General features: G+C 26.6%; 22 protein-coding genes. 10 read left to right on the forward strand and 12 right to left on the reverse strand.

Annotated elements, in window-relative coordinates:
- Position 1: 1 nt before the first annotated feature.
- From thpR to mreB, 6 genes are all read left to right on the forward strand, one after another.
- The gene (gene thpR, locus ACZ5CK_RS00495; protein WP_464581949.1) at positions 2 to 595 is read left to right on the forward strand and encodes an RNA 2',3'-cyclic phosphodiesterase; all 594 of its coding nucleotides are present in this window, start codon (positions 2 to 4) and stop codon (positions 593 to 595) included.
- A complete protein-coding gene (gene recA, locus ACZ5CK_RS00500; RefSeq protein ID WP_464581950.1) occupies positions 588 to 1,706 on the forward strand; it encodes a recombinase RecA in 1,119 nt (372 codons plus the stop codon). The genes thpR and recA overlap by 8 nt, the downstream gene beginning before the upstream one ends.
- Complete coding sequence (locus ACZ5CK_RS00505; RefSeq protein WP_464581951.1) at positions 1,684 to 2,157, forward strand: regulatory protein RecX; 474 nt, start codon at positions 1,684 to 1,686, stop codon at positions 2,155 to 2,157. The genes recA and ACZ5CK_RS00505 overlap by 23 nt, the downstream gene beginning before the upstream one ends.
- A 2-nt stretch (positions 2,158 to 2,159) precedes the next feature.
- A complete protein-coding gene (rny, locus tag ACZ5CK_RS00510; protein WP_464581952.1) occupies positions 2,160 to 3,731 on the forward strand; it encodes a ribonuclease Y in 1,572 nt (523 codons plus the stop codon).
- A gap of 54 nt (positions 3,732 to 3,785) precedes the next feature.
- Positions 3,786 to 5,213, forward strand: coding sequence for a clostripain-related cysteine peptidase (locus ACZ5CK_RS00515; RefSeq protein WP_464581953.1), 1,428 nt, complete (start codon positions 3,786 to 3,788; stop codon positions 5,211 to 5,213).
- A 575-nt stretch (positions 5,214 to 5,788) separates the two neighbouring features.
- Complete coding sequence (gene mreB / locus ACZ5CK_RS00520) at positions 5,789 to 6,790, forward strand: rod shape-determining protein MreB (RefSeq protein ID WP_464581954.1); 1,002 nt, start codon at positions 5,789 to 5,791, stop codon at positions 6,788 to 6,790.
- 25 nt (positions 6,791 to 6,815) lie between these two features.
- Here mreB and ACZ5CK_RS00525 read toward each other — a convergent pair whose 3' ends face one another.
- From ACZ5CK_RS00525 to ACZ5CK_RS00545, 5 genes are all read right to left on the reverse strand, one after another.
- Entirely contained in the window at positions 6,816 to 7,622 is an 807-nt protein-coding gene (locus tag ACZ5CK_RS00525; RefSeq protein ID WP_464581955.1) for a mechanosensitive ion channel family protein, read from the reverse strand.
- Positions 7,623 to 7,646: 24 nt separating this feature from the next.
- Positions 7,647 to 8,432, reverse strand: coding sequence for a flagellar basal-body rod protein FlgG (gene flgG, locus ACZ5CK_RS00530; protein WP_464581956.1), 786 nt, complete (start codon positions 8,430 to 8,432; stop codon positions 7,647 to 7,649).
- A 37-nt stretch (positions 8,433 to 8,469) separates the two neighbouring features.
- Entirely contained in the window at positions 8,470 to 9,204 is a 735-nt protein-coding gene (locus ACZ5CK_RS00535; RefSeq protein WP_464581957.1) for a flagellar hook-basal body protein, read from the reverse strand.
- 98 nt (positions 9,205 to 9,302) lie between these two features.
- Complete coding sequence (locus tag ACZ5CK_RS00540) at positions 9,303 to 10,241, reverse strand: hypothetical protein (RefSeq protein WP_464581958.1); 939 nt, start codon at positions 10,239 to 10,241, stop codon at positions 9,303 to 9,305.
- Positions 10,242 to 10,245: 4 nt separating this feature from the next.
- Positions 10,246 to 10,602, reverse strand: coding sequence for a hypothetical protein (locus tag ACZ5CK_RS00545; protein ID WP_464581959.1), 357 nt, complete (start codon positions 10,600 to 10,602; stop codon positions 10,246 to 10,248).
- 210 nt (positions 10,603 to 10,812) lie between these two features.
- On the opposite strand from ACZ5CK_RS00545, the gene ACZ5CK_RS00550 reads away from it, so the two are divergent.
- Complete coding sequence (locus ACZ5CK_RS00550) at positions 10,813 to 11,145, forward strand: STAS domain-containing protein (RefSeq protein WP_464581960.1); 333 nt, start codon at positions 10,813 to 10,815, stop codon at positions 11,143 to 11,145.
- A gap of 26 nt (positions 11,146 to 11,171) precedes the next feature.
- Here ACZ5CK_RS00550 and murC read toward each other — a convergent pair whose 3' ends face one another.
- From murC to ACZ5CK_RS00585, 7 genes are read right to left on the reverse strand one after another with little or no spacing between them, the layout of a single operon-like run.
- A complete protein-coding gene (murC, locus tag ACZ5CK_RS00555; RefSeq protein WP_464581961.1) occupies positions 11,172 to 12,515 on the reverse strand; it encodes a UDP-N-acetylmuramate--L-alanine ligase in 1,344 nt (447 codons plus the stop codon).
- A 1-nt stretch (position 12,516) separates the two neighbouring features.
- Entirely contained in the window at positions 12,517 to 13,554 is a 1,038-nt protein-coding gene (locus ACZ5CK_RS00560) for a UDP-N-acetylglucosamine--N-acetylmuramyl-(pentapeptide) pyrophosphoryl-undecaprenol N-acetylglucosamine transferase (protein ID WP_464581962.1), read from the reverse strand.
- On the reverse strand, positions 13,544 to 14,701 hold the full coding sequence (locus tag ACZ5CK_RS00565; RefSeq protein WP_464581963.1) for an FtsW/RodA/SpoVE family cell cycle protein: 1,158 nt from the start codon (positions 14,699 to 14,701) through the stop codon (positions 13,544 to 13,546). Before ACZ5CK_RS00565 ends, ACZ5CK_RS00560 begins: the two co-directional genes overlap by 11 nt.
- Positions 14,701 to 16,008, reverse strand: coding sequence for a UDP-N-acetylmuramoyl-L-alanine--D-glutamate ligase (murD, locus tag ACZ5CK_RS00570; RefSeq protein ID WP_464581964.1), 1,308 nt, complete (start codon positions 16,006 to 16,008; stop codon positions 14,701 to 14,703). Before murD ends, ACZ5CK_RS00565 begins: the two co-directional genes overlap by 1 nt.
- Positions 16,005 to 16,955 carry a phospho-N-acetylmuramoyl-pentapeptide-transferase gene (gene mraY, locus ACZ5CK_RS00575; protein WP_464581965.1) on the reverse strand — a complete coding sequence of 317 codons (951 nt, stop codon included), beginning with the start codon at positions 16,953 to 16,955 and terminating at the stop codon, positions 16,005 to 16,007. Before mraY ends, murD begins: the two co-directional genes overlap by 4 nt.
- Positions 16,956 to 16,965: 10 nt before the next feature.
- The gene (locus ACZ5CK_RS00580; RefSeq protein WP_464581966.1) at positions 16,966 to 18,225 is read right to left on the reverse strand and encodes a UDP-N-acetylmuramoyl-tripeptide--D-alanyl-D-alanine ligase; all 1,260 of its coding nucleotides are present in this window, start codon (positions 18,223 to 18,225) and stop codon (positions 16,966 to 16,968) included.
- Complete coding sequence (locus tag ACZ5CK_RS00585) at positions 18,222 to 19,709, reverse strand: UDP-N-acetylmuramoyl-L-alanyl-D-glutamate--2,6-diaminopimelate ligase (RefSeq protein ID WP_464581967.1); 1,488 nt, start codon at positions 19,707 to 19,709, stop codon at positions 18,222 to 18,224. The genes ACZ5CK_RS00580 and ACZ5CK_RS00585 overlap by 4 nt, the downstream gene beginning before the upstream one ends.
- A gap of 114 nt (positions 19,710 to 19,823) precedes the next feature.
- On the opposite strand from ACZ5CK_RS00585, the gene ACZ5CK_RS00590 reads away from it, so the two are divergent.
- Genes ACZ5CK_RS00590 through dnaJ form a run of 3 tightly spaced genes read left to right on the forward strand, consistent with a single transcriptional unit; the run spans position 19,824 to position 22,666 of the window.
- On the forward strand, positions 19,824 to 20,834 hold the full coding sequence (locus tag ACZ5CK_RS00590) for a DeoR family transcriptional regulator (protein WP_464581968.1): 1,011 nt from the start codon (positions 19,824 to 19,826) through the stop codon (positions 20,832 to 20,834).
- A 12-nt stretch (positions 20,835 to 20,846) separates the two neighbouring features.
- On the forward strand, positions 20,847 to 21,524 hold the full coding sequence (locus ACZ5CK_RS00595; RefSeq protein WP_464581969.1) for a nucleotide exchange factor GrpE: 678 nt from the start codon (positions 20,847 to 20,849) through the stop codon (positions 21,522 to 21,524).
- Positions 21,521 to 22,666, forward strand: coding sequence for a molecular chaperone DnaJ (gene dnaJ / locus ACZ5CK_RS00600; RefSeq protein WP_464581970.1), 1,146 nt, complete (start codon positions 21,521 to 21,523; stop codon positions 22,664 to 22,666). The genes ACZ5CK_RS00595 and dnaJ overlap by 4 nt, the downstream gene beginning before the upstream one ends.

A 22,666-nucleotide genomic window follows, 5' to 3' on the forward strand; every position in this document is an offset into this window, starting at 1 on the left:
TATGAATAATAAAAATAAACATCTTCGGACATTTATAGCTCTTGATGTAAATGAGAGTGTAAAAACAATTTTAAGAGATACAATAATAAAACTTGAAAGAATGGGCTTTAAGGGTAATTGGACAAAGCCTGAAAATGTTCATTTGACATTATATTTTATGGGAGATACACCTATTACAAAAATTACAGAGATAGCAAAAAGAATGGAAGAAAGAATAACAGGTTTTCCAACCTTTGCTTTTAGTGTTAATAAGATAGGATATTTTAAAAATAGGAATTTTCCAAGGGTTATATGGTTAGGTGTTGAAGGTGGGAATACATTAAAACAACTACATAATGAAGTTATAAAGTCTTTAAAACTTTCAAATATTCAAGTCACTGAAAGTGAAGTTATGTTTCAACCACATTTGACAGTAGGAAGAATAAAAAAAGCACCAGATTTTTGGGAAAAACTTATTAAAGTTTTAGATGTTGAAAATGTTATTGTTCCTGTGAGCTCAGTACATATTTATTCTTCAACCTTAACTAAAACTGGTCCAATATACAAAAAGATGTATACTATTGATTTTGAGGGAGGAATGATTATTAATGGCTAAAAAGTCAACCAACAAAAAAGAAGCCGTAAATAAAGAGGAAATGTTAGATAAATTAGTAAAAGAATTAGAAAAAAATTACGGTGAAGGTTCAATAATGATTTTAGGAAAAGGATTAGAAGAAGAAAGAAAGTTGGACATAGTTCCAAGTGGTGTTTTATCTGTAGATGTTGCTTTAGGGGTTGGTGGTTATCCAAGAGGAAGAATAATAGAAATATATGGTAATGAATCAAGTGGTAAAACAACACTTGCATTACATTCTATTGCGGAGGTTCAAAAGAGAGGTGGAATTGCAGCTTTTATTGATGCAGAGCATGCGTTAGATTTAGAATATGCTAAAAAGTTGGGAGTAAATCCCGATACATTAATTCTTTCTCAGCCTGATTTTGGGGAACAAGCCTTAGAAATAGTAGATAGTATAGTTAGATCAAATATTGTTGATTTAGTTGTTATTGATTCTGTAGCAGCTCTCGTTCCAAGAGCAGAAATAGAAGGTAGTATGGGAGACTCTCATATGGGGTTACAAGCAAGGTTGATGTCACAGGCTTTGAGAAAATTGGCCGGTAGCGTGAATAAATCCAAAACTATTGTTATTTTTATTAACCAAACACGTATGAAAATAGGTGTAGTATATGGTAATCCGGAGACTACAGCAGGTGGAGTAGCTTTAAAATTTTATTCTACAATAAGAATGGAAGTTAGAAAAGGAACAACATTAAGAGAAGGTAAAGAGGCTTATGGTAATGAAGTAAATATTAAGGTTGTTAAAAATAAGGTGGCACCACCATTTAGAGAAGTTAAGGTAGATATGATTTATGGTCAGGGATTAGCAAAGGATAACGATATTTTTAATCTTGCAGTAGCTCAGGATATTGTAAAAAGGAGTGGGGCATGGTTTTCATACACAGATTTACAAGGGAATGAGATCAGCTTAGGTCAAGGTAAAATAAAAGCTCTTGATTATTTAAAGGGAGAACCTTATTTATTAGAAGAAATAGAGTATAGAATAAGAGAAAAATTAGGATTAGTTATACCAGAAGATTTAAAAGAAAAAATTGAACAAATGTCTAAAGGAGTTTCTGAAGCAAAAGATGAAGAAAAAGAAGATAATTGATCCATTTGATGAAAATGCTGCACAAAAAGCAGCAATTAATTTGTTAAAGTTTAGAGTGAGATCTGAGTATGAAATGAAAAATCGGCTTTTTGAAAAAGGTTTTGATAAAACCGTTATAGAAAAAGTTATTTTAAAATTAAAAGAATATGATATGTTAAATGATGAATTATTTGCTTATTTCTATATTTATGATAAATTAACAATTAACAAAAAAGGTCCTTTTTTAATTAAGTTAGAGTTATTAAATAAGTTTCACATTGATGAGGATATTATAGAAAAAGCATTTAAAAGAGTTTTTGAAGAATTAAATTTGAAAGAAATTGTTCGTGAAATAGTTGCATCACAATTAAAGTTAAAAAAAGATAAAAGAAAAATTAAAGAGTATGTTTTTAAAAGAGGTTTTGATAAATATTTAATAGAAGAAGTTTTAGATGAAGTTGGAGGTGAATGAAGATGGGTATTGTATATACGACTATTATTCTAATATTAGTTATAATAGCAGGTATTTTATATAAAATTGGTTTAAATAAAGGATTAGAAAAAGGGAATAGAGATTTTATTGAAAAATTAAAATCAGAAAAAGAACAACTTAAAATGGAAATAGAAATTGCTAAAAGGGAAAAAGAAGAGATATTAAGAAATGCTGAAAAAGAAGCAGAAAATATTGTAAAATCTGCTCTTATTGAGAGTAAAGAAGAAATACAAAAAATGAAAGATGAATTTAATAGAGAGTTGAAATTAGAAAAAGAAGAATTAAAATCAATGGAAGAAAGATTGATTAGAAGAGAAGAACTTATAGATAGAAAAGAACAAAATTTAGAAGACTTAAAATTAAAATTAGAAAAAGAAAAGGAAGAAACGGAAAGAATAAAACAAGAATTAGAAAGCAAATTATATGAAATAGCTAATTTAACAGTTGAAGAAGCAAGAGAAAAAGTATTAAATGAAGCAAAAGAAAAATATGAATTAGAATTAGCTCAAAAATATAAGTCATTAAAAGAAGAGTATGAAGAAGATGCAAAAAGACATGCACAATGGGTAGTTAGTATAGCAGTTCAAAGATATGCGTCTGATGTAACATCTGAAATTACAACGTTGACAATTTCTTTGCCAACTGATGATATGAAAGGAAGAATTATAGGTAGAGAAGGTAGGAATATTAGAGCATTTGAAAAAATGACTGGATGTGACCTTATTATCGACGATACACCTGAAGTTGTTGTTATTTCTGGATTTAATCCTTTAAGAAGAGAGATTGCAAGAAGAACTCTTGAAGCTTTGGTAGCAGATGGAAGAATTCATCCTGCAAGAATAGAAGAGGTTTATGAAAAAACAAAGAAAGAATTGGAAGATATTATTAAAGAAGCTGGAAAAGAAGCTGTTATGCGTGTTGGAATTAAACCGCTTCATCCTGAATTAGTAAAATTATTAGGAAGATTAAAATTTAGAACTAGCTATGGACAAGATGTATTAGAACATTCTATAGAGGTAGCAACATTTGCTGGATTAATGGCTTCTGAATTAGGATTAAATGTTGAATTAGCTAAAAGGGCTGCATTATTACATGATATAGGTAAAGCTATTGATCATGAGGTTGAAGGATCACATGCTATTGTAGGTGGTCAGATAGCAAAGAGATATAATGAAAAAATGGAAGTAGTTAATGCTATTCAATATCACCATAACGAAGTTGATCCAATGACTCCTGAAGCTGTTATTGTTGGTGCTGCTGATGCAGTTTCTGCAGCTAGACCTGGGGCAAGAAGAGAAACGTTAGAAAATTATATTAGAAGAATTGAACAATTAGAAGAAATAGCAAAAAGCTTTAGACATGTTGATAAGGCTTATGCTATTCAAGCTGGAAGAGAAGTTAGGGTAATTGTACAACCAGATAAAATTGATGATGTATTATCAGATAAGTTAGCAAGAGATATTTCGGCTAAAATAGAAGAAACAATGGAATATCCTGGAGTTATTAAAGTTACAGTTATTAGAGAAAAAAGAAGCGTAGCTTACGCATCATAATAAAATGGCGGCATATTTGCCGCCATTTATATAAATATAAAAATGGGGTGTGTTATGCGAAAAATTATTCCGTTAGTTATAATAATAATAGTTTTTTTATCCTCGTGTATAACATTTGAAAAACAAAGTCCATTAACTACTTTAGAATATTTAGAAGGTATGCCATTAGTCTTAGAATTTGAAAGACCTGTGGTAAGAGTTGAAATATATGATGGAAATAAATTGATTCATTCATATGATGGAGATATAATATACGAGTTAAAAACGAATTTGATTTTGCATAATGATATTACAGTGAAAATAACAGAATATTATAAAAATAGGCAATATACTAATATTGTAAAAAAAGTGGAGCCACAAATACAATTTTTATTATATGTTGGTGCAGATAATAGTTTAGATCAAAAATATACAGATCCAATAACTAATGAAAATAATTATTTTATAGATTTAGATATATCAGAGATAAGAAATTCTGTAAAAAAATCAGATAAAAATATTGTAATATCAGTATTGGAAGATAGATATGCCAAGAATGATAAGATTTTGTTTATCTCTAAATTTAATGGAATTTATTATGAATATTATGAAACTCCCAAAACATTTAATTTTGAATATGAAATTTCTTCAGCATCTTCAGAAACATTATATAAATTTTTAGATGTTTTTACTGTAAGGAGCTCAAATACCATAAAAATTTTAGATTTGTGGGATCATGGTAATGGGTGGGCTTTAGAATCGAAAGGAATAGAAACAAAAGCTATTATACAAGATGAAAGTGATAATAATAGATATTTAAAAATTAAAGACATTAAAAATGTATTATCTAAATATCAAAATAATTATAATATGAAAATTAATATATTATCATTTGATGCATGTAATATGATGAGTTTAGAGATATTATATGAATTTAGAAATTTAATAGATTATTATGTAGGTTCAGTATATTCCATAGCGGGATATGGTTTTTATTATGATTTTTTTGATGGATTAAGTAATATTGATTTAGAAAAAAATATAGTTTCAAAAATTATCGAAAAATACAAATATTATTATACCTCTATTTATAGTCTTGGTAGATTATCTTTATCAGCTATAGATATGAACAAATTTAAAATTATATGGGATAAAATAAAAAATATCAGTAGCATTAATGACGAGTTTTCTGAAATTAATAAGATGTACATGAATGATGGAAATTCATATGTTGCAGAACCTACAAATATGATAGATGTTAATGGATTACTGCTTAATACAGGGGAATTTTTAAGCTATTATGTTAATCAAGCAATTGTAAATTCTGTTGTAAGAATTGATGGTGTTGATTATCCAAATTATAGTGGAATTGGTATTATGTTTGAAGATATATTTAATAATTCTAATAGTTATTACGATGATTATAAAGCTCTTGATTTTTATAATGATTTTCAGCAATGGATAGAAGGAACGTGGAAAAATATTATACAAAGTTATAAGTAATAAGAAAATTATAAAATAATGTTCCTCGCCAGGTGGAAATTCTAAATCCTCAAAGTTGTAATCAAAATAAAACTCATTCAAACGCTTGATTGCTGATCTGAAAAAATTACTCATGAACATATTTTTAATGCAAGCATTAAAAATAGACAAAAGTTTATATTAAAAATATAATTTAATACCTGTTTAAAACAAATAGGTATTTTAATTTATAAGATTTAATTTTTTTCGCGAAGCGATGCTTAGGCAATCTTCGAGTTTTCATTCGTTTTATTTTTGAATTACAATAATATACATGACTTCATTCGAATTTTCTCGGAAATTTCCAAGGGCTCATCACATTATTTTTATATAATTTCTTCATGAAAATAAAGTAATATTTGAGTTTTCATTCGTTTTATTTTTGAGTTCCAACAATATATATTTTTATTTATGTTTTCTCGAAAATTTTCAAATATTTTTGCTTATATTATTAAAAAAATACTTTGTCAGTACTCTTAGAAAATCAAGTGAACGTATTGTTTTTTTAAATAAAATCTTGTATAATATTAAAAGAATAGAGTGTGGGAGGAAAAAATATGGCAAAACATGATTTAGGAATAGATTTAGGGACAGCAACTTTTATAGTGTATAAAAAAGGTGATGGAATAATAATTAATGAACCTTCAGTTGTAGCAGTAGATAGATTAACAAATACTATAAAAGCGTTTGGTAATGAAGCTAAAGATATGATAGGTAAAACACCATATGGTGTAGAAATAGTTCATCCTATGCAAGATGGAGTTATTGCATATCCTTCATTAATAGAACAATTATTAAGATATTTTATTAAACAGGCTAAAACAGGATTTTTACCTTCAAAACCCAGTTTAGTAATAGGAATTCCAGCAAGAACTACTGATGTTGAGAGAAGAGCTGTAAAAGATGCAGCTGAGAAGGTAGGGGCAAATAAAGCATTTTTAGTTTTAGAACCAATTATTGCAGCAATTGGAATAGGTTTAGATATAACAAAACCTAATGGCCATTTAATAGTAGATTTAGGTGGTGGAACTACAGATATAGCTGTTATTAGTTTGAGTGGAAGTGTTATTTCTGAATCGATTAAATTAGCTGGGGAGGCTATGGATACAGAGATAATAAAATATGTTAAAAGAAAATATAAATTTTTAATAGGGGAATCAACAGCAGAACTATTGAAAAAAGAAATAGGAAAAGCTCATAAGGATATTGAAACACTAGAAATGGAAGTTAGAGGTCAAGATTTAGCAACAGGAATGCCATCATCTAGAGTTATTAATTCTGATGATATATATGAAGCAATTGAAGGGGTACTGGATGAGATAATTCAAAAAACTAAAGCTGTTCTTGAAAATACACCGCCAGAATTATCAGCAGATATTTTGAAAAATGGTATAGTATTAGCTGGTGGGACTTCTCAAATTAGAGGCTTAGACCAGTTATTTGAGGAAAAAACTGGAGTTAAAACAGTAGTAGCTGAAAATCCTCAATTATGTGTTGCTCAAGGTGCTGGTAAATTATTGGATAATCCAGAATTATTATCTAAAGTTGCTGTAATATAGAATAAAAAATATAAAAAACGGTGGATTAAATTCCACCGTTTTTTATATGTACATCAAGTTGATTAAATGGTATTTCGATATTTTTTTCGTTTAATAAATCAAATATTTCTGTAGCAATTTTTTTAGTTCCTTCGAAATAATCTTCTTTTTTTAGCCAAAATTTTATAGAAAAATTAACTGAAGAAGCACCGAATCCTGAAAAAAGAATAAAGGGGTTATGATTTTCATCTTTATAAATGAATTTAGATTTTTCGAGATAATCATTTAAGATATTTAAAAATTCACTTATATTAGTATTATAGGATACCCCAATATTAACTTCACTTCTTCTAATATCTGATGGCCAAAAATTTGTAATAGAACTACTCCATATAGTTTTATTTGGTATTCTAACTTGCTTTCCATCGAAAGTATTAATTATTGTATGATTTAAGTCGATTTGCTTTACGCTTCCAGAAATTCCGTTAACCTCAATAGCATCTCCTTCTTTCACAGCTTTTGAAAACATCAACAAGATTCCGCATATAAAATTAGACAAAGGTTCTTGGACTGCAAAAGCTACTACTACACCTGATACTCCTAAACCAGTTAAAAAAGGCATAAAATCCTTAAATAACAGTGATAATATGATAAAACCACCAAGAGTATAAGAAGCTATATTTATTAGTACTTTTAGAGTATTTCTGTATTGTAAGCTTTTTCCCGTTTTTTCTGTTATTTTTATTAAAGAGGTGTATAAAAATTTTGAAACAATTTTTGTGATTATTAAAACAAAGACACTTATGCCAATTCTAATTGAATAGTCGATAATTAAATCCATATTTATATTCATCTGGAACCCCCAATAATCTTCAAATTATCTCTTTAATGTTCCAACTGTTCTTAAGAAATCATCAGCTGTTTGAACAGCTCTTGAATTAATATCATAAGTTCTTTGGGCAACTATCATATTAACCATTTCTTTAACAACATCAACATTAGATTTTTCTAATGAACCTTGTTCTATAGAACCATAACCATCTTGATTTGGAATACCTTCAGTTGCAACTCCAGAAGCAGGAGTAGATAAGAATAAATTATCTCCAATAGATTTTAAACCTGCGGGATTAACAAATCTAACAAGAGTTAAATTTCCAACATTTTGTATAGTTCCATCAGGTAATTTTGCACTGATAATACCATCTGGAGATACATTAACACTTTCAGCATTTGTAGGTACTGTAATATTTGGAACTAATAATAGGCCATTAGAATTTACAAGTCTTCCGTTAGCATCAACCTTAAAAGAACCATCTCTAGTATAAGCAATTCTACCATCTTGTAATTGAACTTGAAAAAATCCATCACCCATAATAGCTAGATCAAATGTTCCACCAGTTTGTTCAATATTTCCTTGAGTAAATATTCTATTTGTTGCTCCGATTTTCACACCATGACCAACATATTCTCCTGTTGGTAAAACAGAATTTTGTGCAGTAGGTGTTCCAGCTTCTTTTATTGGAGTATATAGTAAATCTTGAAACTCAATCCTTTGAGCTTTATATCCTGTTGTATCAACGTTTGCTAAATTGTTTGATACAGTATCAAGTCTCCTTTGTTGAGCAATCATTCCAGTTGCTGCTGAATAAAGAGATACTAACATAGTCTTTTCCTCCTTGAATTTAAATTATATTATTTTATTATATTCTTTGAGCACTTTCTATAATTTTTCCAGTCATTGAATCTTGTGTTTGAATAGATTTTTCTAAGATATTAAAAGTTCTATTTGCATTGATTAAATTTATCATTTCTTTTAAAGTATTTACGTTCGATTTTTCTATACTGCCCTGTATTACTTTATAATTATTTGAAACTTTTTCTTTTCCTGTAAAAAGATTTATTCCAAATTTTGATGGATTTTCTATATTAACTATAGCTATTTTTTGACCTGTAAATTGAGAACCATTATAAATATTTCCTTCATTATCAACTTTAAAATTGTTTGGTATTTGAATATGCTTATTATTTTGATCTAATACATAGTCACCATCAGAAGTCATTAAATATCCATCTGAACTTCTTTTAAATTCACCATTTCTAGAATAATAGATTTTTGAATTTCTTTCTATTTTAAAAAATCCATCACCAGAAATAGCAAAATCAAAAGGATTATTGGTTTCTTCGATTGGCCCTTGAGTTATTAAAGGTTTTGTTTCATCTGCAACCAATGCTGTTTCCATATATCCAATGTGTTTTCCTTTTTTTATATCATTTGAGTTATAATTTCTGAATTCCTTTTCAAGATATGCTTTAAAGGTTATTTCATCTTTTTTATATCCTATAGTATCAGCATTTGCAAGATTATTTGATATGTTATCTAATTGAGCCATATTTGAAAGCATACCCATGGTTGATATATATAATCCTCTATTCATATAATCGCCTCCTGCGATATTACTCATTAATATATTTCTTTTAAGAAAAACATATATCCTAAAAAAATATCACCGTCATCGACGGTGATATCTATTAATCAACTTATAAAGGATGAAATTTTGGACATTTCTGAAGATATATTTATTTTACAAGTATATGTTGAATTTTCAAAATTATTGGAAACTAGGGTAGAATCATCTTTTTGGGTAAATTTATTTAATTCTTTCATACTTAAATCACCAATATAATTTATAATAACAAATACATTGTTTGGTATTTCTATAGTTAAATTGCTAACTTGAATATTTATATCAATACTAGAATCTCTTTTTGAAGATGGAATTAAATGAATTTTGGATGCTTTAGAGTTAATTTTAAGGTATTCTGAATTTGTATCAAACAAGTCAATTGTTAAATCGCTGACATTAGAATCGATTTTAAGATATATTTTATTAGAATCTGAAGGTATATATACAAAGCTTTTAGCTCTTTCAGGAATATTAATAGAATTTATTCTCAATTTTTCTTCAAAGTATAAATTGTTATTATCAAATGATATATTATGTCTAAAAATTGATTTATCATATTCATTTATTAGTTTTAGTGATTTTTCATTATTGGAAGTAATGTTTAATTTATTCCAATCCAATGATAATTCTAGGTTTACACTTTCTTTTTCATTAATATCAAAATGTGTTTCTTTTTTTATAATGTTATTTTTTGAAAACGACTTGCCTTTAAAAAATAATTCAACTAATCCACTAGAAAAAATTTGAGCACCAATATATAATAGTATTAATTCCCCAAAAGAAGGATTGAATTTATAAAAATTAAATATATCGATAAATAAGATTATACCAAATATTAAATTTCCAATATATTCACTTTTTATTTTCTTTATTAATTTTAATCCATCAAAAACTAATATTATTGATAAAATAAATTTTATAGCGGTACTAATAGTGAATGAGATTTTAAATACTAAAATCAAGTAAATAAAAACACCTATCAATATAGATAAAATGCTATATAACATACTCTTACCTCCTGAAAAATAGTTTGCTAAGACCAGAGGATATTAATGCTGAAGCTAATATAATTAATATGAGTTCCCAGAAAGAAAAATTAGTATTAAATATATTTAGACTATCTATAATAAAAGTAAATCCCGTTAATAAACTAAAAATCAACGATATAAATCTATAATTTTTATTAAATATACGAAATTTTTTTAAAGAATTTTCATTTTCTTTTTGAGTTGGATTAAAACCAGCAAAAATAAATGCACATCCAACGATAAATTCAATTATTCGCCAAAAAGTTAAAGTCCAGCCAAAAAAAACCGATAATATTATTATCAATCCAATAGTTATAAATATTATCGCTAATAGTTTCATAACTCACCTCCCATTACAATGAATTTAAAAATTTTAAAGTTGAAATTGACATACATAAATAATATATCATATTATTTCAAAAAAACAAGTTTGAAATGAAAATATTGAAATATTAATTTAGTAAATAAAAAGTTGAAATTAAATATTTGTATATGAAAAAAAAATATGTTATAATTTTATTAAGATGTAAAATAATATGGAGGTGTTATAATGGATTTTACAGTAGATTTTTCTGAGAAAGAAAACTATTATTTAATTAAAGTAGAAGGAGAAATTGATGCATATCATTCTGCAACATTTAAGCAAAAAACAAAAGAAAAGTTATCAGAAATTAATCAATCTAAATTTGTTATCGATATGTCTTTGGTTTCCTATATTGATAGTGCTGGTTTGGGTGCTGTCGTAAGTTTATTAAAAGAAGCAAGAAATTTAAAAAAGGAATTAGTATTAGTAGGGTTACAACCACAAGTAAGGAAGATTTTTGAAATGACAAAGTTAGATAAAATTGTAAAAATACTAGATACTACAGATGAAATAAAATAAATGGCTCGTATGAGCCATTTATTTTATTAAATAACATTTTCATATTTTTTTATGAATATATCGCTAATTTTTCTTGCAACATTTGTAATATCCCCTGCACCCAAAAACAAAAAAACTCCATCGTTTATATCAAGTATTTTATCAATAATTTCATTTTCATTACTTATGAATTCAGAATTATCAATTAATTTAGCCATTTTATATTCATCTACACCATTAATAGGTTCTTCAAAAGCAGAGTAAATTCTATAGACAAAAACTTTATCTGCATTTTGCAGTACCTTACTAAAATCCTTATAATGTCTAAATAATCTTGTATATCGATGAGGTTGAAAAATAGTAATTATAGGGAATCCTGGGAAATATTCTTTAGCAGCTTTTATGGTGTGTTCTACTTCTTCTGGGGTATGTGCATAATCATCAACAACAAAAATATGACTATTTTTAAACAATACATTAAATCTTCTTTTTACAGAATGAAATGTTTCAAGTGCTTTTTGTATTTTATCAAAACTAATTCCTATTTCTAGAGCATATGCTATAGCAGCGATTGCATCATAAGCATAATGCACACCTGGCAAATTCATTTTTATCTTTCCTATATATTTATCTTTATAATTAACATCAAATGTTTGATAATAACCATGAGGTGTTCTATTAGAGAAATAATATTCGGAATTATCATTAGAACCAAATTTTATAATAATGTTATCATAAAAAGTACTTAAAATAGTATCGTCTCCGTTTAATAAAACAAAGTCTCTTGCTTTAGATGCATGTGAATATATCGAATCTACGAGATTTTCAAACAAATTGTTATAATGCTCTAGATGATCTGGTCTTAAATTAGTAATTATTGATATATCAAGAGTAGTCTCTTTTATAAAACCATCGCTTTCATCAACTTCGCTTACTATTGGGCCATTACCAATTCTGAAATTTCCATCTTCTAAGCTGTCATGTATTCCACCAAGAAAAACGGTTGGATCTACGAGTGCACATTTTAATATGTGAGATATCATAGCGGTAGTGGTAGTTTTTCCATCTGTTCCTGTAATACCAGTACTATAATTGTTTTTTAAAATATAATTTAAGTATTCCATTCTATTTAATACTGGAATATTCAATTCTTTTGCAGATAATATTTCAGGGTTATCTTCTTTTATAGCAGTGCTTTTAACAAGCATATCGGAATTAATAATATTTTCTTCAATATGACCGATTTTTATATCGATATTTTTGGTTTTTAAATAATTTGTTCTTTCAGTTTCGGTTATATTGGAACCAGCAACTTCAAAACCTTTATATTTTGTATAAAGTGCTAAAGCACTCATTCCTATTCCGCCAATTCCAGAAAAAAAGTATTTCATTTCAGGCGCCTCCTAAAGAATCTAAAATAGTTTTAATAATAATGGTTGCAGGGTTTGTCTTATTAATAGAATATGAATCTTTCTTTTTTATATTTTTAATTATATCAAATATTTTTTGTGGTTTTATGTCGTTTTCGGTAAATATATGGATATTTTCCTTATTAAAGCTTTTTGCATTTAAAAATTGTTGATTTTCTGCAGAATCACCCCATGGTATTATTATAGCAGGTAATTCAAAAAAGTCAATCTCTGATAAGCTAGTTGCACCTCCGCGGCTGATAGCCATATCGCTTATAGATAGTATTTCAGTTAAATTATCCAAATATTCAAAAACTCTGACATTTGGCCATGAGGATTTTATATTTTTTGAAATATGTATAAAATTTATATTACTAATTTTATTATATACCTCAATCATTAAATTGTCTATAAATTCAGAACCTAAACTTCCACCAAATACAGTGATTAAAGGTTTATCGGGATCAAGATTTAATTTTTTTAATAGATTATTTCTATTTGTTTTTCCAGGAATTCGTAAGGGATTTCCAGTAACGATACTTTTTTGAGGATATTTATTTCCAATAGTATTATCATAAGTTAAAAAAATTCTTTTAGCATATTTACTTAAAACCTTATTAGCTATCCCCATTATTTTATTTTGTTCCAGGATAAATATAGGTATATGTAAATCTTTTGCTGCAAATCCTACAGGAACGGTTACATATCCACCTGTTAAAATTACAAAATTAGGTTTATTTCTTTTCATTATATTTTTGACTTTTAAATAGTTAGAAAAAGTATTCATTAAAACTCCAATATTTTTTATAGAATGTAAAGGTCTAATAAGTCCTTTGACTTTTAAAGGAATATGTTTTGCATTAGGAAAATCTTGTGGAACTTTATAATAATCTAATCTATTATATATTGTAAAGTAAGTTAAATCAAAGTCAATATTTTTTTCCAATTCTTTTATTACAGAGTATGCGGGATAATAATGTCCTCCTGTACCTCCACCAGATACTGCGATTTTATATTTCATCCGTACTTTCCACCCTTTTTTTGTTGTTTTCTAATTCTGGATTTTCATTTATTATTTCGTAATATATCATTCCCATAATATAACCTATAGATACTAATGTTATTAATAAAGATGAATTACCATAACTCATTAGAGGTAATGTAACACCTGTAGTAGGTAACATGCCTACAGAAACTCCAACATTAATAAAACTTTGAAAAAATATCCAGAAAGCAAAAACTACCATAAAATTTCTTGCGGCAGAATTTTTTATATAATGAGAAATCAAAATAAGCTCTCTAGATATCAAAAAATATAATGTTAGTATCATTATAATTCCTAATTTTCCCCATTCTTCTCCAACAACAGCAATAATAAAGTCGCTATATGAATAAGGTACACTATATTTTTCTTCACCAATAAAGGTTCCAGAACCAAATAAACCACCATTAGAAATAGCGTCTAAAGACTGCTGAAGTTGATAATTTTCACTTTTATTAGAAAACTGTTCTAACCTTGATTTTTGATATCCTTTTAGAAAATCGGTGTTTAATATTATAAATACTCCTAAAATTATTATTAGTAAAATTGTGAGATAAAAATGTATATTTTTTACACCATTTATATAAATAGTTAATAGAGCAAGGATAAAAATTAATATCGAAGAACTTAAATCAGGTTCTAAAAATATTAGCCCAATTTCAATACCAATAATTATCATTGGAAGTATAATTCCAAATAAAAATTTCGATTTCTTATCTTTTATTTTATAATAATACCATGATAAATATAACGGTAAAAATAGTTTCATAAATTCTGATGGTTGAATTTGAAATCCTAAAATAGTAACCCATCTTCTAGTTCCGTTTATTGGAGTTTGGGTTAATGCAATTACCAATAATGATGTGAATAACATAAATAAAACGTTCATAAAATGTTTGCTTTTGGTGATGTATTTTGATATAACAAAAGCGATAAATCCCAGAAAAGAGGATACTAAAATAGTAAATAAGTGCTTTTGAAACATTTTGTCTATTTGAATAGTTGAAAAAGTATATTCCATAGCTTTTAATGAACTATATACGAAAAATGTACCTAGTATTAAAGCCATACCAACAGCGGAAATAAATAATATAGAACGATTTTTTAGTATTTTAGTTTTATTCACTATACCATCTCCATTAATTTATAAACCTCTTTTTTAAAAGCTTTTCCTCGTTCTTTGTAATTTTTAAACAAATCATAACTAGCGCCTGCAGGCGATAAAATAATATTGTACCCTTTTTTCGATAAATTTACAGCAGTTTTAAATGCATCTTCTAAATTTCGTTTTATAATATAATTGTTGAAAAATGTATATTTTTTTATTTCATCAACCATTTCTCCAAAAACAATTACTTTTTTAGCATTTTTTTGTAGTTCCAATAAAAAATCAGTCATATCCTCTTTTTTAGGCCTTCCTGATAGTAATGCAATATAATCTTTTCCTCTAAATGATTTATATGCAGAAAATGCTGCATGGACATTAGTAGCTTTTGAATCATTAAAGAATTTAATGCCTTTATATTCACCTACAAATTCCATTCTATGTTCTAATGTTCTAAAACTTTTTATATTATTTTCAATTAAATCTTTCGATATTCCTAGATTTAATGCTACAGCAACAGCTGCTAAAACATCTTCTTTATAAATATCAAGCTGTAATGAAAAGTTTTCTATTTTTATTTTTATATTATTAACATTTTCTACCATGTTATTTTTCCATAAATATTCGTCATTTTCCCCGAAAAAATGTAAATTTGAATTGTTAAAATTTAAATAAGATTTTAAGTTTGAATTTACTATTCCCAAACCATTATTGTTTATACTTTTTTTTATTAAATTAATTTTTGTATTATAATACTCACTTAATGAAGAATGCCAATCCAAGTGATCAGGCATTAAGTTTATTAAAACAGAAATTTCTGGAATAAAGTTTTTTCCCCAAAAGAGTTGAAAACTAGAAACTTCAACAACATATATTTCATTGTTGAAATCAGCTGTTGAGAGAGGTGTCCCTAAGTTACCACCAACAAATGTTTTATAAGAATCTTTTATCAAATGTCCTATTAATTCAGTGGTCGTAGATTTTCCGTTAGTTCCTGTTATAGCTATAAACAAAGATTTAGGATTATTTAATTTAATTTTTTTCCAGGCGTATTCAATTTCTGTGGTATACGGTATATTATTTTCCTTTATAATTTTTATAGGCAAGCTATCAGGCTTTATTCCAGGGCTAATTATAGCTAAATCTGACTTTTTTAATAGATTACCATGTTTTTCTTCATATAAAATATTGTTTTTGTCAAAAAATAAAATATCTTTTTCTGAGAAAGGTTTATTATTGCTGACATATAATTCAACATCTTCATTTATCAGTATATTTTTTAATAATTTTTCATTGCTTATACCATAACCAACAAGACAAATTCTCATAATATACCTCCAAGAACTATTATAGAAAATATCAAATTAATTATTATAAATCTGAAGGTTATATTTTCTTCAGACCATTTTTTTAGTTCGAAATGATGATGTATAGGCGACATTAAAAAAACTCTTTTCCCTCTTAATTTGAATGAAGTAACTTGAATAATAACGCTAAGTGTTTCAATAACAAAAATAAATCCGGTAAATATCAAAAATAATTCATAATGATAATATGTAGTTAATGAAGATAAAATTGCACCTAGAGCTAATGATCCAGTATCTCCCATAAATACTTTAGCAGGTTTAACGTTGAATATGAGAAAAATAGAAATAGGTAAAACAATAGAAAACAACAAAAATATTGGTGCATTAAATAATAACACACCAATTAATATTGTGAATATTGAAGATATAATAAAAATTCCGCCTGCAAGTCCATCGAGTCCATCGGTTAGATTTGTAGCATTTGAAAAACCAGTAAAAAGAAAAACATAAAAAATAAAATATATTGTAGAATTTAATGCAATTGTGTTTTTAATAAAAGGTATATATAAATTCAATGGTAAAAGATATTTAGAAAAAACAAAATATAATATAATAGAAAATAAAATTTGTAAAAATAATTTTCCTTTTGGCGTTAATCCCATGGAATCTTTTTTTAATATGGATTTAAAATCATCAAAAAAACCTATAAAACTAAATAATAGAGCAGAAATTGAGATATATATAAATATCATATCTTTCAAAAATAAAAAACCTATAAGGTTTAATATGACAATTGTAGGAATAAATATTATGCCGCCAGCTGTAGGAGTGCCTTGTTTATATCCATGGAGATCAGGTCCTTCTGGTCTTATATATTGTCCAAATTGTTTGTTTTTTGCCCATTTAATATATTTTGGATATAATAAGAATTCAATAAAGATAATAACAAGAGATATTAATAATAACATTTCTTCCTCCTTAATGATTTTTTTTACTAAACAATTCTTCAACAAATTTCCATAATCCAGTTCCATTAGATCCTTTAACATAAATGAAAGATGAGGGTTTGTTTAAAACTTTAAAAATATCCTCTTTAGTCTTAAGAATTGATATATCATTAAAATTAAATTTCTCTTTTGGATCATAAAAATAAATTTCGTCAAAAAATTCCTTAGCTTTTTCAATTATCTCTTTATGATATTCATAACTTTTACTGCCAATTTCTAATATTTCTGCCATTAATAAAATTTTTTTATTTTTAAAATTCATTTTTTTAAAACTATCGAATGCTGCAAAAAATGATTCTTTTGAAGCATTATATGCGTCATTTATTATTATGGAATCATTATATTGTTTAAATTCAAAACGTTTTTTAGGTAATTTGAAACTTGAGATATAAAAAGGATCTAAAGGTATTTCAAAATATAATGAAACCATTAAAGAAACTAATGCATCTAATAATTGTCCTTTATTCCATATTCCAGAAAGCGTAAGCATTAAATTTTCTTTATAAATATTATAATAAACTCTTGTGTTTCCATTTATATATTCAAAATCTATCAAATAACCATCATTTGTATCATTTTCACCGAATTTAAATATTTTTATATTTTCTGGGTATTCAACATTATTTAACAAGTGTTCATCACCATTAATAAAAAGGATTCCAGGCTTTTCGCTATGGGATAATATTTTCAACTTCTCTTCAGCTATTTTTTTTCTACTTCCAAAAAATTCTAAATGAGAACTACCTATATTAAGTATTATAGAAACATTTGGATTATAGTATTTAGATAGATATTCTAAATCATTTTCTTTTCTTAGCCCCATTTCTAAAATCGAAACAGGTTCATTCTTATAATTATTTAAAATGCTTAAAGGAATACCTATCTCAGTATTATAATTTTTTTCTGTTGTGAAAACGTTAAAAGCATATGATAATAAATGGAAAAGGAAAAACTTTGTAGTAGTTTTTCCATTAGATCCAGTTATGCCTATTCTTATTTTTGAGCTTTTTTTTAAATTATTTGAAGCTAATTCATTTATATAGTTAATAACATTTTTTACAAAGATGACATCTTTAATATAATTTCTTTTTTCTTCAACTATAGCTGTTTTTGCTCCTTTTTCAAATGCTTCATTTACAAAATCGTGTCCATTATTTTTTTCGCCTTTTATTGCAATAAAAATATCATTTTCTGTAACTTTTCTAGAGTCAATTTCATAATGATTATTCATCTCTTCATCACCTTTCGGAACTTTTGAACTATATCATAAGCTACATCATAATCATTAAAAGGTATTTTTTTGCCATTTTCATAAAGTTGGAATTTTTCATGCCCTCTTCCTGCTATTATAACTATATCATCCCTAGAAGCAAAACTAACAGCAGCTTTTATAGCTGTTCTTCTATTTCTTATTACTATATAAGTTTTTTCTTTATCAATACCTTCTAATATATGTTCTATAATTTCATCAGGATCATCATTTTTAGGATCATCATCAGTTATAACGATCAAATCACTATATTTTGAAGCAATTTCTCCCATTATTTTCCTTTTTCCTATATCGGCAGCTCCACCTGCCCCGAAAACTAGTATTACACGACCTTTGGTAATCTTTTTTGCGCTTTTTAAAACTTTTTCTAATGCATCAGGGGTATGTGCAAAATCTATATAAACTTTATATTCTATATCTTTTGTATTTTCCACTAATTGAAATCTTCCAGGGACGCCAGGAAATGTTAAAAATCCATGTCTTATAGCTTCGTTATCGACATTTAAAAGTTTTAATGCAATAAAAGCAGCTGTTAAGTTTTGAGCATTATATTCACCTATTAAATGTGTGTGAATTTTATTCTCTATTCCATTTGGTTCTGTTATTACAAAACTCATTTGAGAATTGTTATACTCAACATCAGATATTACATAATCAGAAACCTTATTAAAACCATATGTAATAATATTTTTTTTATCCAACGGAACTTCATCAAGATTTATACAGTCTAAATTTATGATTCCATGACCATTTTTTTTAAGTTGTTTAAATAAAGATAATTTTGTTTCTTTGTATTCATTAAAATCTTTGTGATAATCAAGGTGATCTCTTGTTATATTTGTTAAAATGGCAATTGAAAATGGAATTTTATATATTCTTTTTTGATCAATAGCATGTGAGGAAACTTCAAGACAAATATTTTTTATAGATCTTTTTTTTGAAAGACCTAATATTTTTGCTATTTCATCTACACCAGGAGTAGTATTATATGGTTCGTATAAAAGTTCATCATTTAATTTAATCCCCACAGTACTTAAAAGCGAACTATTTTTATTTGAATTCGTCAAAATATAATGGATAAGTGATATTACAGTGGTTTTTCCATTAGTTCCTGTAACCCCAATAAAATTAAAATCATCAAAATTTATGTTATAATATGCATAATTAAGGAGGGCATAAGCTTGTTTAGTATCTTTAACTAAAATGTATGGATAGTCGAATTTCAACTTTTTAGCATTATCTGCGATAATTAAAGCAGCTTTGAATTCCAAGGCAGTTTTTATAAAATCGTGCCCATCGAAATATGTACCTTTAATACAAACAAAAACCGATCCCGGTTTTATTTTGTTTGTATTATTTGTAAAGAAAGTATAATTTTTTTCTAATGGGAAATTATATTCTATAACAAAATCTTTTAAAATTTCCAAAATTTTATGTCCAGTCACATTATCACGCCCCCATATATGATTTCTTAACTAATTTTACACCAATAATTAATTTTTTACAACCCTTTTTTTATGTTATCATATAATTAGCACTCAAAAAAAAGGAGTGATAAAATGCCAAAAGAGTTGAGTAGCAGACAAAAGAAGGTTTTGTTCTCTATTATAGAAAATTTTATTAAAGAAAAAAAACCAATTAGTTCTTCAGAAATATTGAAAAAATCATCATTAAATGTTAGTTCTGCGACTATTAGAAATGATATGCAAAAGCTTCAACATCTTAATTTAATATTTCAACCACACTCAAGTGCAGGTAGGATACCTACTGATAATGCATTAAGATTGTATTTTGAGGCAATAAAGGAGAGTTTTTCTGTAAAAAATAAAAATATAGAATTACCTCATGATTATAAGTTTTATGATATTAACATTATGTTTGATAAATTTTCTAAAATTTTATCTGAAGTTACAAATAGTCTTGTTATTTTAGAATTGCCAGATTCTCGTTTCATATATATAATAAGAGCTGTAGTATCTGATTTAACAAATGATTTTTACCAAATAACATTAATGACGAATTTAGGATTATCTATTAGTAGAACCATAGAAAGAGTAGGATTTCCTTCATCAAAGGAGCTTGAAAAAATATTAAATGAAGGTCTTGTTGGGAAGTCTATGCATGATATTATCAAATTTATAAAAACTAAAAACATAGAAAATGAGCAAGATATCAGATTATCAAATTTATATAATTTAGTTTTTCTTTTAGCAGAAGAATTTTTTAGAAATAAATTTATAGTAAATGGTTTAGCAAGAATAATATCAACAGGATATTTTAATACTAAAGAAATTTTATATATATCAAAGATAGTAGAAGACGATAAATTAAAAGTTCAATTATTATCATTAAAACCATTTAATATAGAGATAAAATCGACAATTGGAAATGAATTTAATATCAATGAATTAAAAAATTTTGTTATGTTTGAAACATCATATTGTTATAATGCAAATCCTTTGGGTAAAGTAGCTATGCTAACATTTAAATATAGCGATTATAAAATTCTATATTCAATGCTGAATGAATATACATCCAGATTATCTAAAATAATATCAAAAAATCTTTAAGGAGGGATTTACATGCCACAAAAAAAGAAAAATTCTGAGAAAAAAATTAAGGAAGTTAAAAATAAAGAGAAGGTGTTAGATAAAGAAATGGAACAATTAAAAAAGGAAATTGATGAACTAAAAAATGAATTAGAAAATCAAAAAGTTGAAAAAGAGAATTTGATGAAAGAATATGATAAAATAAAGAATTATGCAATTAATTTAAAAGTAGATTTTGAAAATTACAAGGATATAGTTCAAAAAGAAAAAATAAGGGTAAAAAAAGAATCAAAGGAAAGTGTAATTAAACAGCTATTGCCTATATATAAAAACTTTTCTATTGTAATGAAAAATCAGGAAAATTTAGAATTATTTGCTAAAGGCGTAGAAATGGTGTATAAATCATTTGTAAAGATGATTGAAGATATTGGTGTAGAGTTTATTGCTCCAAATAAAAATGATAAATTTGACCCATTTGAACATGATGCAATTGAAAAGGTTGAAACCGATGAGGTTGAGGAATATCATGTATACAGTCTGGAATCCCCTGGTATTAAATTAGAAGGAAAAATTATTGAGCCAGCCAAGGTTAAAGTTGCAATAAAACCTTTAAATAAAGAAAATAATAATAATAATAATAATAATATTGAGAAAAAAGAAGAACGAAATGATGAATCAGACAAAGAAATAAACGAAGAAAGGGGTGAATGATATTGACACAAAAGAAAGATTATTATGCAATATTAGGAGTATCTAAAAATGCAACTCCAGAAGAAATAAAGAAAGCATATAGACAATTAGTAAAGAAATGGCATCCAGATAGACATCAAGAAAATAAAGATATAGCAGAAGAAAAATTCAAAGAAATTCAAGAAGCATATGAAGTATTAAGTGATCCTCAAAAAAAGGCTTTATATGATAGATTTGGGTTTGTTCCAGAAAATGGCATGCCACCACCAAATCAAGGTGGAGGAAGAGGTGGTTTTGAAGATTTATTTGAAGATCTTTTTGGTAATGCAGGCGATTTTGGTGGAACTTTCTCAGATATTTTTGATATGTTTATGGGAGGAGGTTCAAGATCTTCTTCTCAAAGAAGGCAAAGAACTTCAAAACCTCCAGTAAAAGGTGAAGATAAGTTTTTTTCAATTACAGTTGATCTTAAAGATGTATTAAATGATATTCATAAAAGGATAGAATATGATAGATATGCAACCTGTAAAGCGTGTAATGGTACAGGTGCAAAAAATGGTACAAGTTTTACAACATGTCCAAGATGTAATGGTACAGGTGTTATAAAAGAAGAAGAAAGGACTTTTTTTGGTGTATTTGTAAGAAATTATCAATGTCCTACATGTCATGGTGAAGGAAAAATAATTAATGAAAGATGTAATGTTTGTCATGGTTCAGGAAAAGTTATTGTTCATGAAAAAGTAGATATAACAATTCCTGCTGGAGTTGAAGATGGATACACGTTTAGAATACCAAATAAAGGTAATGATGGAAAAAATGGAGGACCAGCAGGAGATTTAATAATTAAAGTAAATGTTAGAAGACATCCTAAATTTGTGAGAAATGGAAGTAATTTAGAAACAACAATTGATATAGATTATGTTCAAGCTTTGTTGGGAGATACGATTACAATAGATTTATTGAATGGAAAAACAACATTAAAAATTCCAGAAGGAACGAATCCAGGTACAGTATTGGTTTTGAAAGGTCATGGGCTACCGGATTTTAGAACAGGAAAATATGGAGATTTATATATTAAAGTGAATATAAAAATAAAAAAGCCTGGTTTAAGAGAAAGGAAATTGTTAAAGGAAATAGCTAAATTAAAGGGATTGGGGGAATAA

Source organism: Marinitoga okinawensis, from assembly GCF_055387075.1.

What these genes read in the sequence shown, in the direction of transcription:
- rny (WP_464581952.1), top strand. Translation starts at nt 2,160, where the DNA reads ATGGGTATTGTATATACGACTATTATTCTAATATTAGTTATAATAGCA.
- ACZ5CK_RS00590 (WP_464581968.1), top strand. Translation starts at nt 19,824, where the DNA reads ATGCCAAAAGAGTTGAGTAGCAGACAAAAGAAGGTTTTGTTCTCTATT.
- ACZ5CK_RS00545 (WP_464581959.1), bottom strand. Translation starts at nt 10,602, where the DNA reads ATGAAACTATTAGCGATAATATTTATAACTATTGGATTGATAATAATA.
- ACZ5CK_RS00540 (WP_464581958.1), bottom strand. Translation starts at nt 10,241, where the DNA reads ATGTTATATAGCATTTTATCTATATTGATAGGTGTTTTTATTTACTTG.
- mreB (WP_464581954.1), top strand. Translation starts at nt 5,789, where the DNA reads ATGGCAAAACATGATTTAGGAATAGATTTAGGGACAGCAACTTTTATA.
- ACZ5CK_RS00505 (WP_464581951.1), top strand. Translation starts at nt 1,684, where the DNA reads ATGAAGAAAAAGAAGATAATTGATCCATTTGATGAAAATGCTGCACAA.
- ACZ5CK_RS00525 (WP_464581955.1), bottom strand. Translation starts at nt 7,622, where the DNA reads ATGAATATAAATATGGATTTAATTATCGACTATTCAATTAGAATTGGC.
- thpR (WP_464581949.1), top strand. Translation starts at nt 2, where the DNA reads ATGAATAATAAAAATAAACATCTTCGGACATTTATAGCTCTTGATGTA.
- dnaJ (WP_464581970.1), top strand. Translation starts at nt 21,521, where the DNA reads ATGATATTGACACAAAAGAAAGATTATTATGCAATATTAGGAGTATCT.
- murD (WP_464581964.1), bottom strand. Translation starts at nt 16,008, where the DNA reads ATGAGAATTTGTCTTGTTGGTTATGGTATAAGCAATGAAAAATTATTA.
- ACZ5CK_RS00550 (WP_464581960.1), top strand. Translation starts at nt 10,813, where the DNA reads ATGGATTTTACAGTAGATTTTTCTGAGAAAGAAAACTATTATTTAATT.
- mraY (WP_464581965.1), bottom strand. Translation starts at nt 16,955, where the DNA reads ATGTTATTATTAATATCTCTTGTTATTATCTTTATTGAATTCTTATTA.
- ACZ5CK_RS00580 (WP_464581966.1), bottom strand. Translation starts at nt 18,225, where the DNA reads ATGAATAATCATTATGAAATTGACTCTAGAAAAGTTACAGAAAATGAT.
- ACZ5CK_RS00560 (WP_464581962.1), bottom strand. Translation starts at nt 13,554, where the DNA reads ATGAAATATAAAATCGCAGTATCTGGTGGAGGTACAGGAGGACATTAT.
- recA (WP_464581950.1), top strand. Translation starts at nt 588, where the DNA reads ATGGCTAAAAAGTCAACCAACAAAAAAGAAGCCGTAAATAAAGAGGAA.
- ACZ5CK_RS00595 (WP_464581969.1), top strand. Translation starts at nt 20,847, where the DNA reads ATGCCACAAAAAAAGAAAAATTCTGAGAAAAAAATTAAGGAAGTTAAA.
- murC (WP_464581961.1), bottom strand. Translation starts at nt 12,515, where the DNA reads ATGAAATACTTTTTTTCTGGAATTGGCGGAATAGGAATGAGTGCTTTA.
- ACZ5CK_RS00535 (WP_464581957.1), bottom strand. Translation starts at nt 9,204, where the DNA reads ATGAATAGAGGATTATATATATCAACCATGGGTATGCTTTCAAATATG.
- flgG (WP_464581956.1), bottom strand. Translation starts at nt 8,432, where the DNA reads ATGTTAGTATCTCTTTATTCAGCAGCAACTGGAATGATTGCTCAACAA.
- ACZ5CK_RS00515 (WP_464581953.1), top strand. Translation starts at nt 3,786, where the DNA reads ATGCGAAAAATTATTCCGTTAGTTATAATAATAATAGTTTTTTTATCC.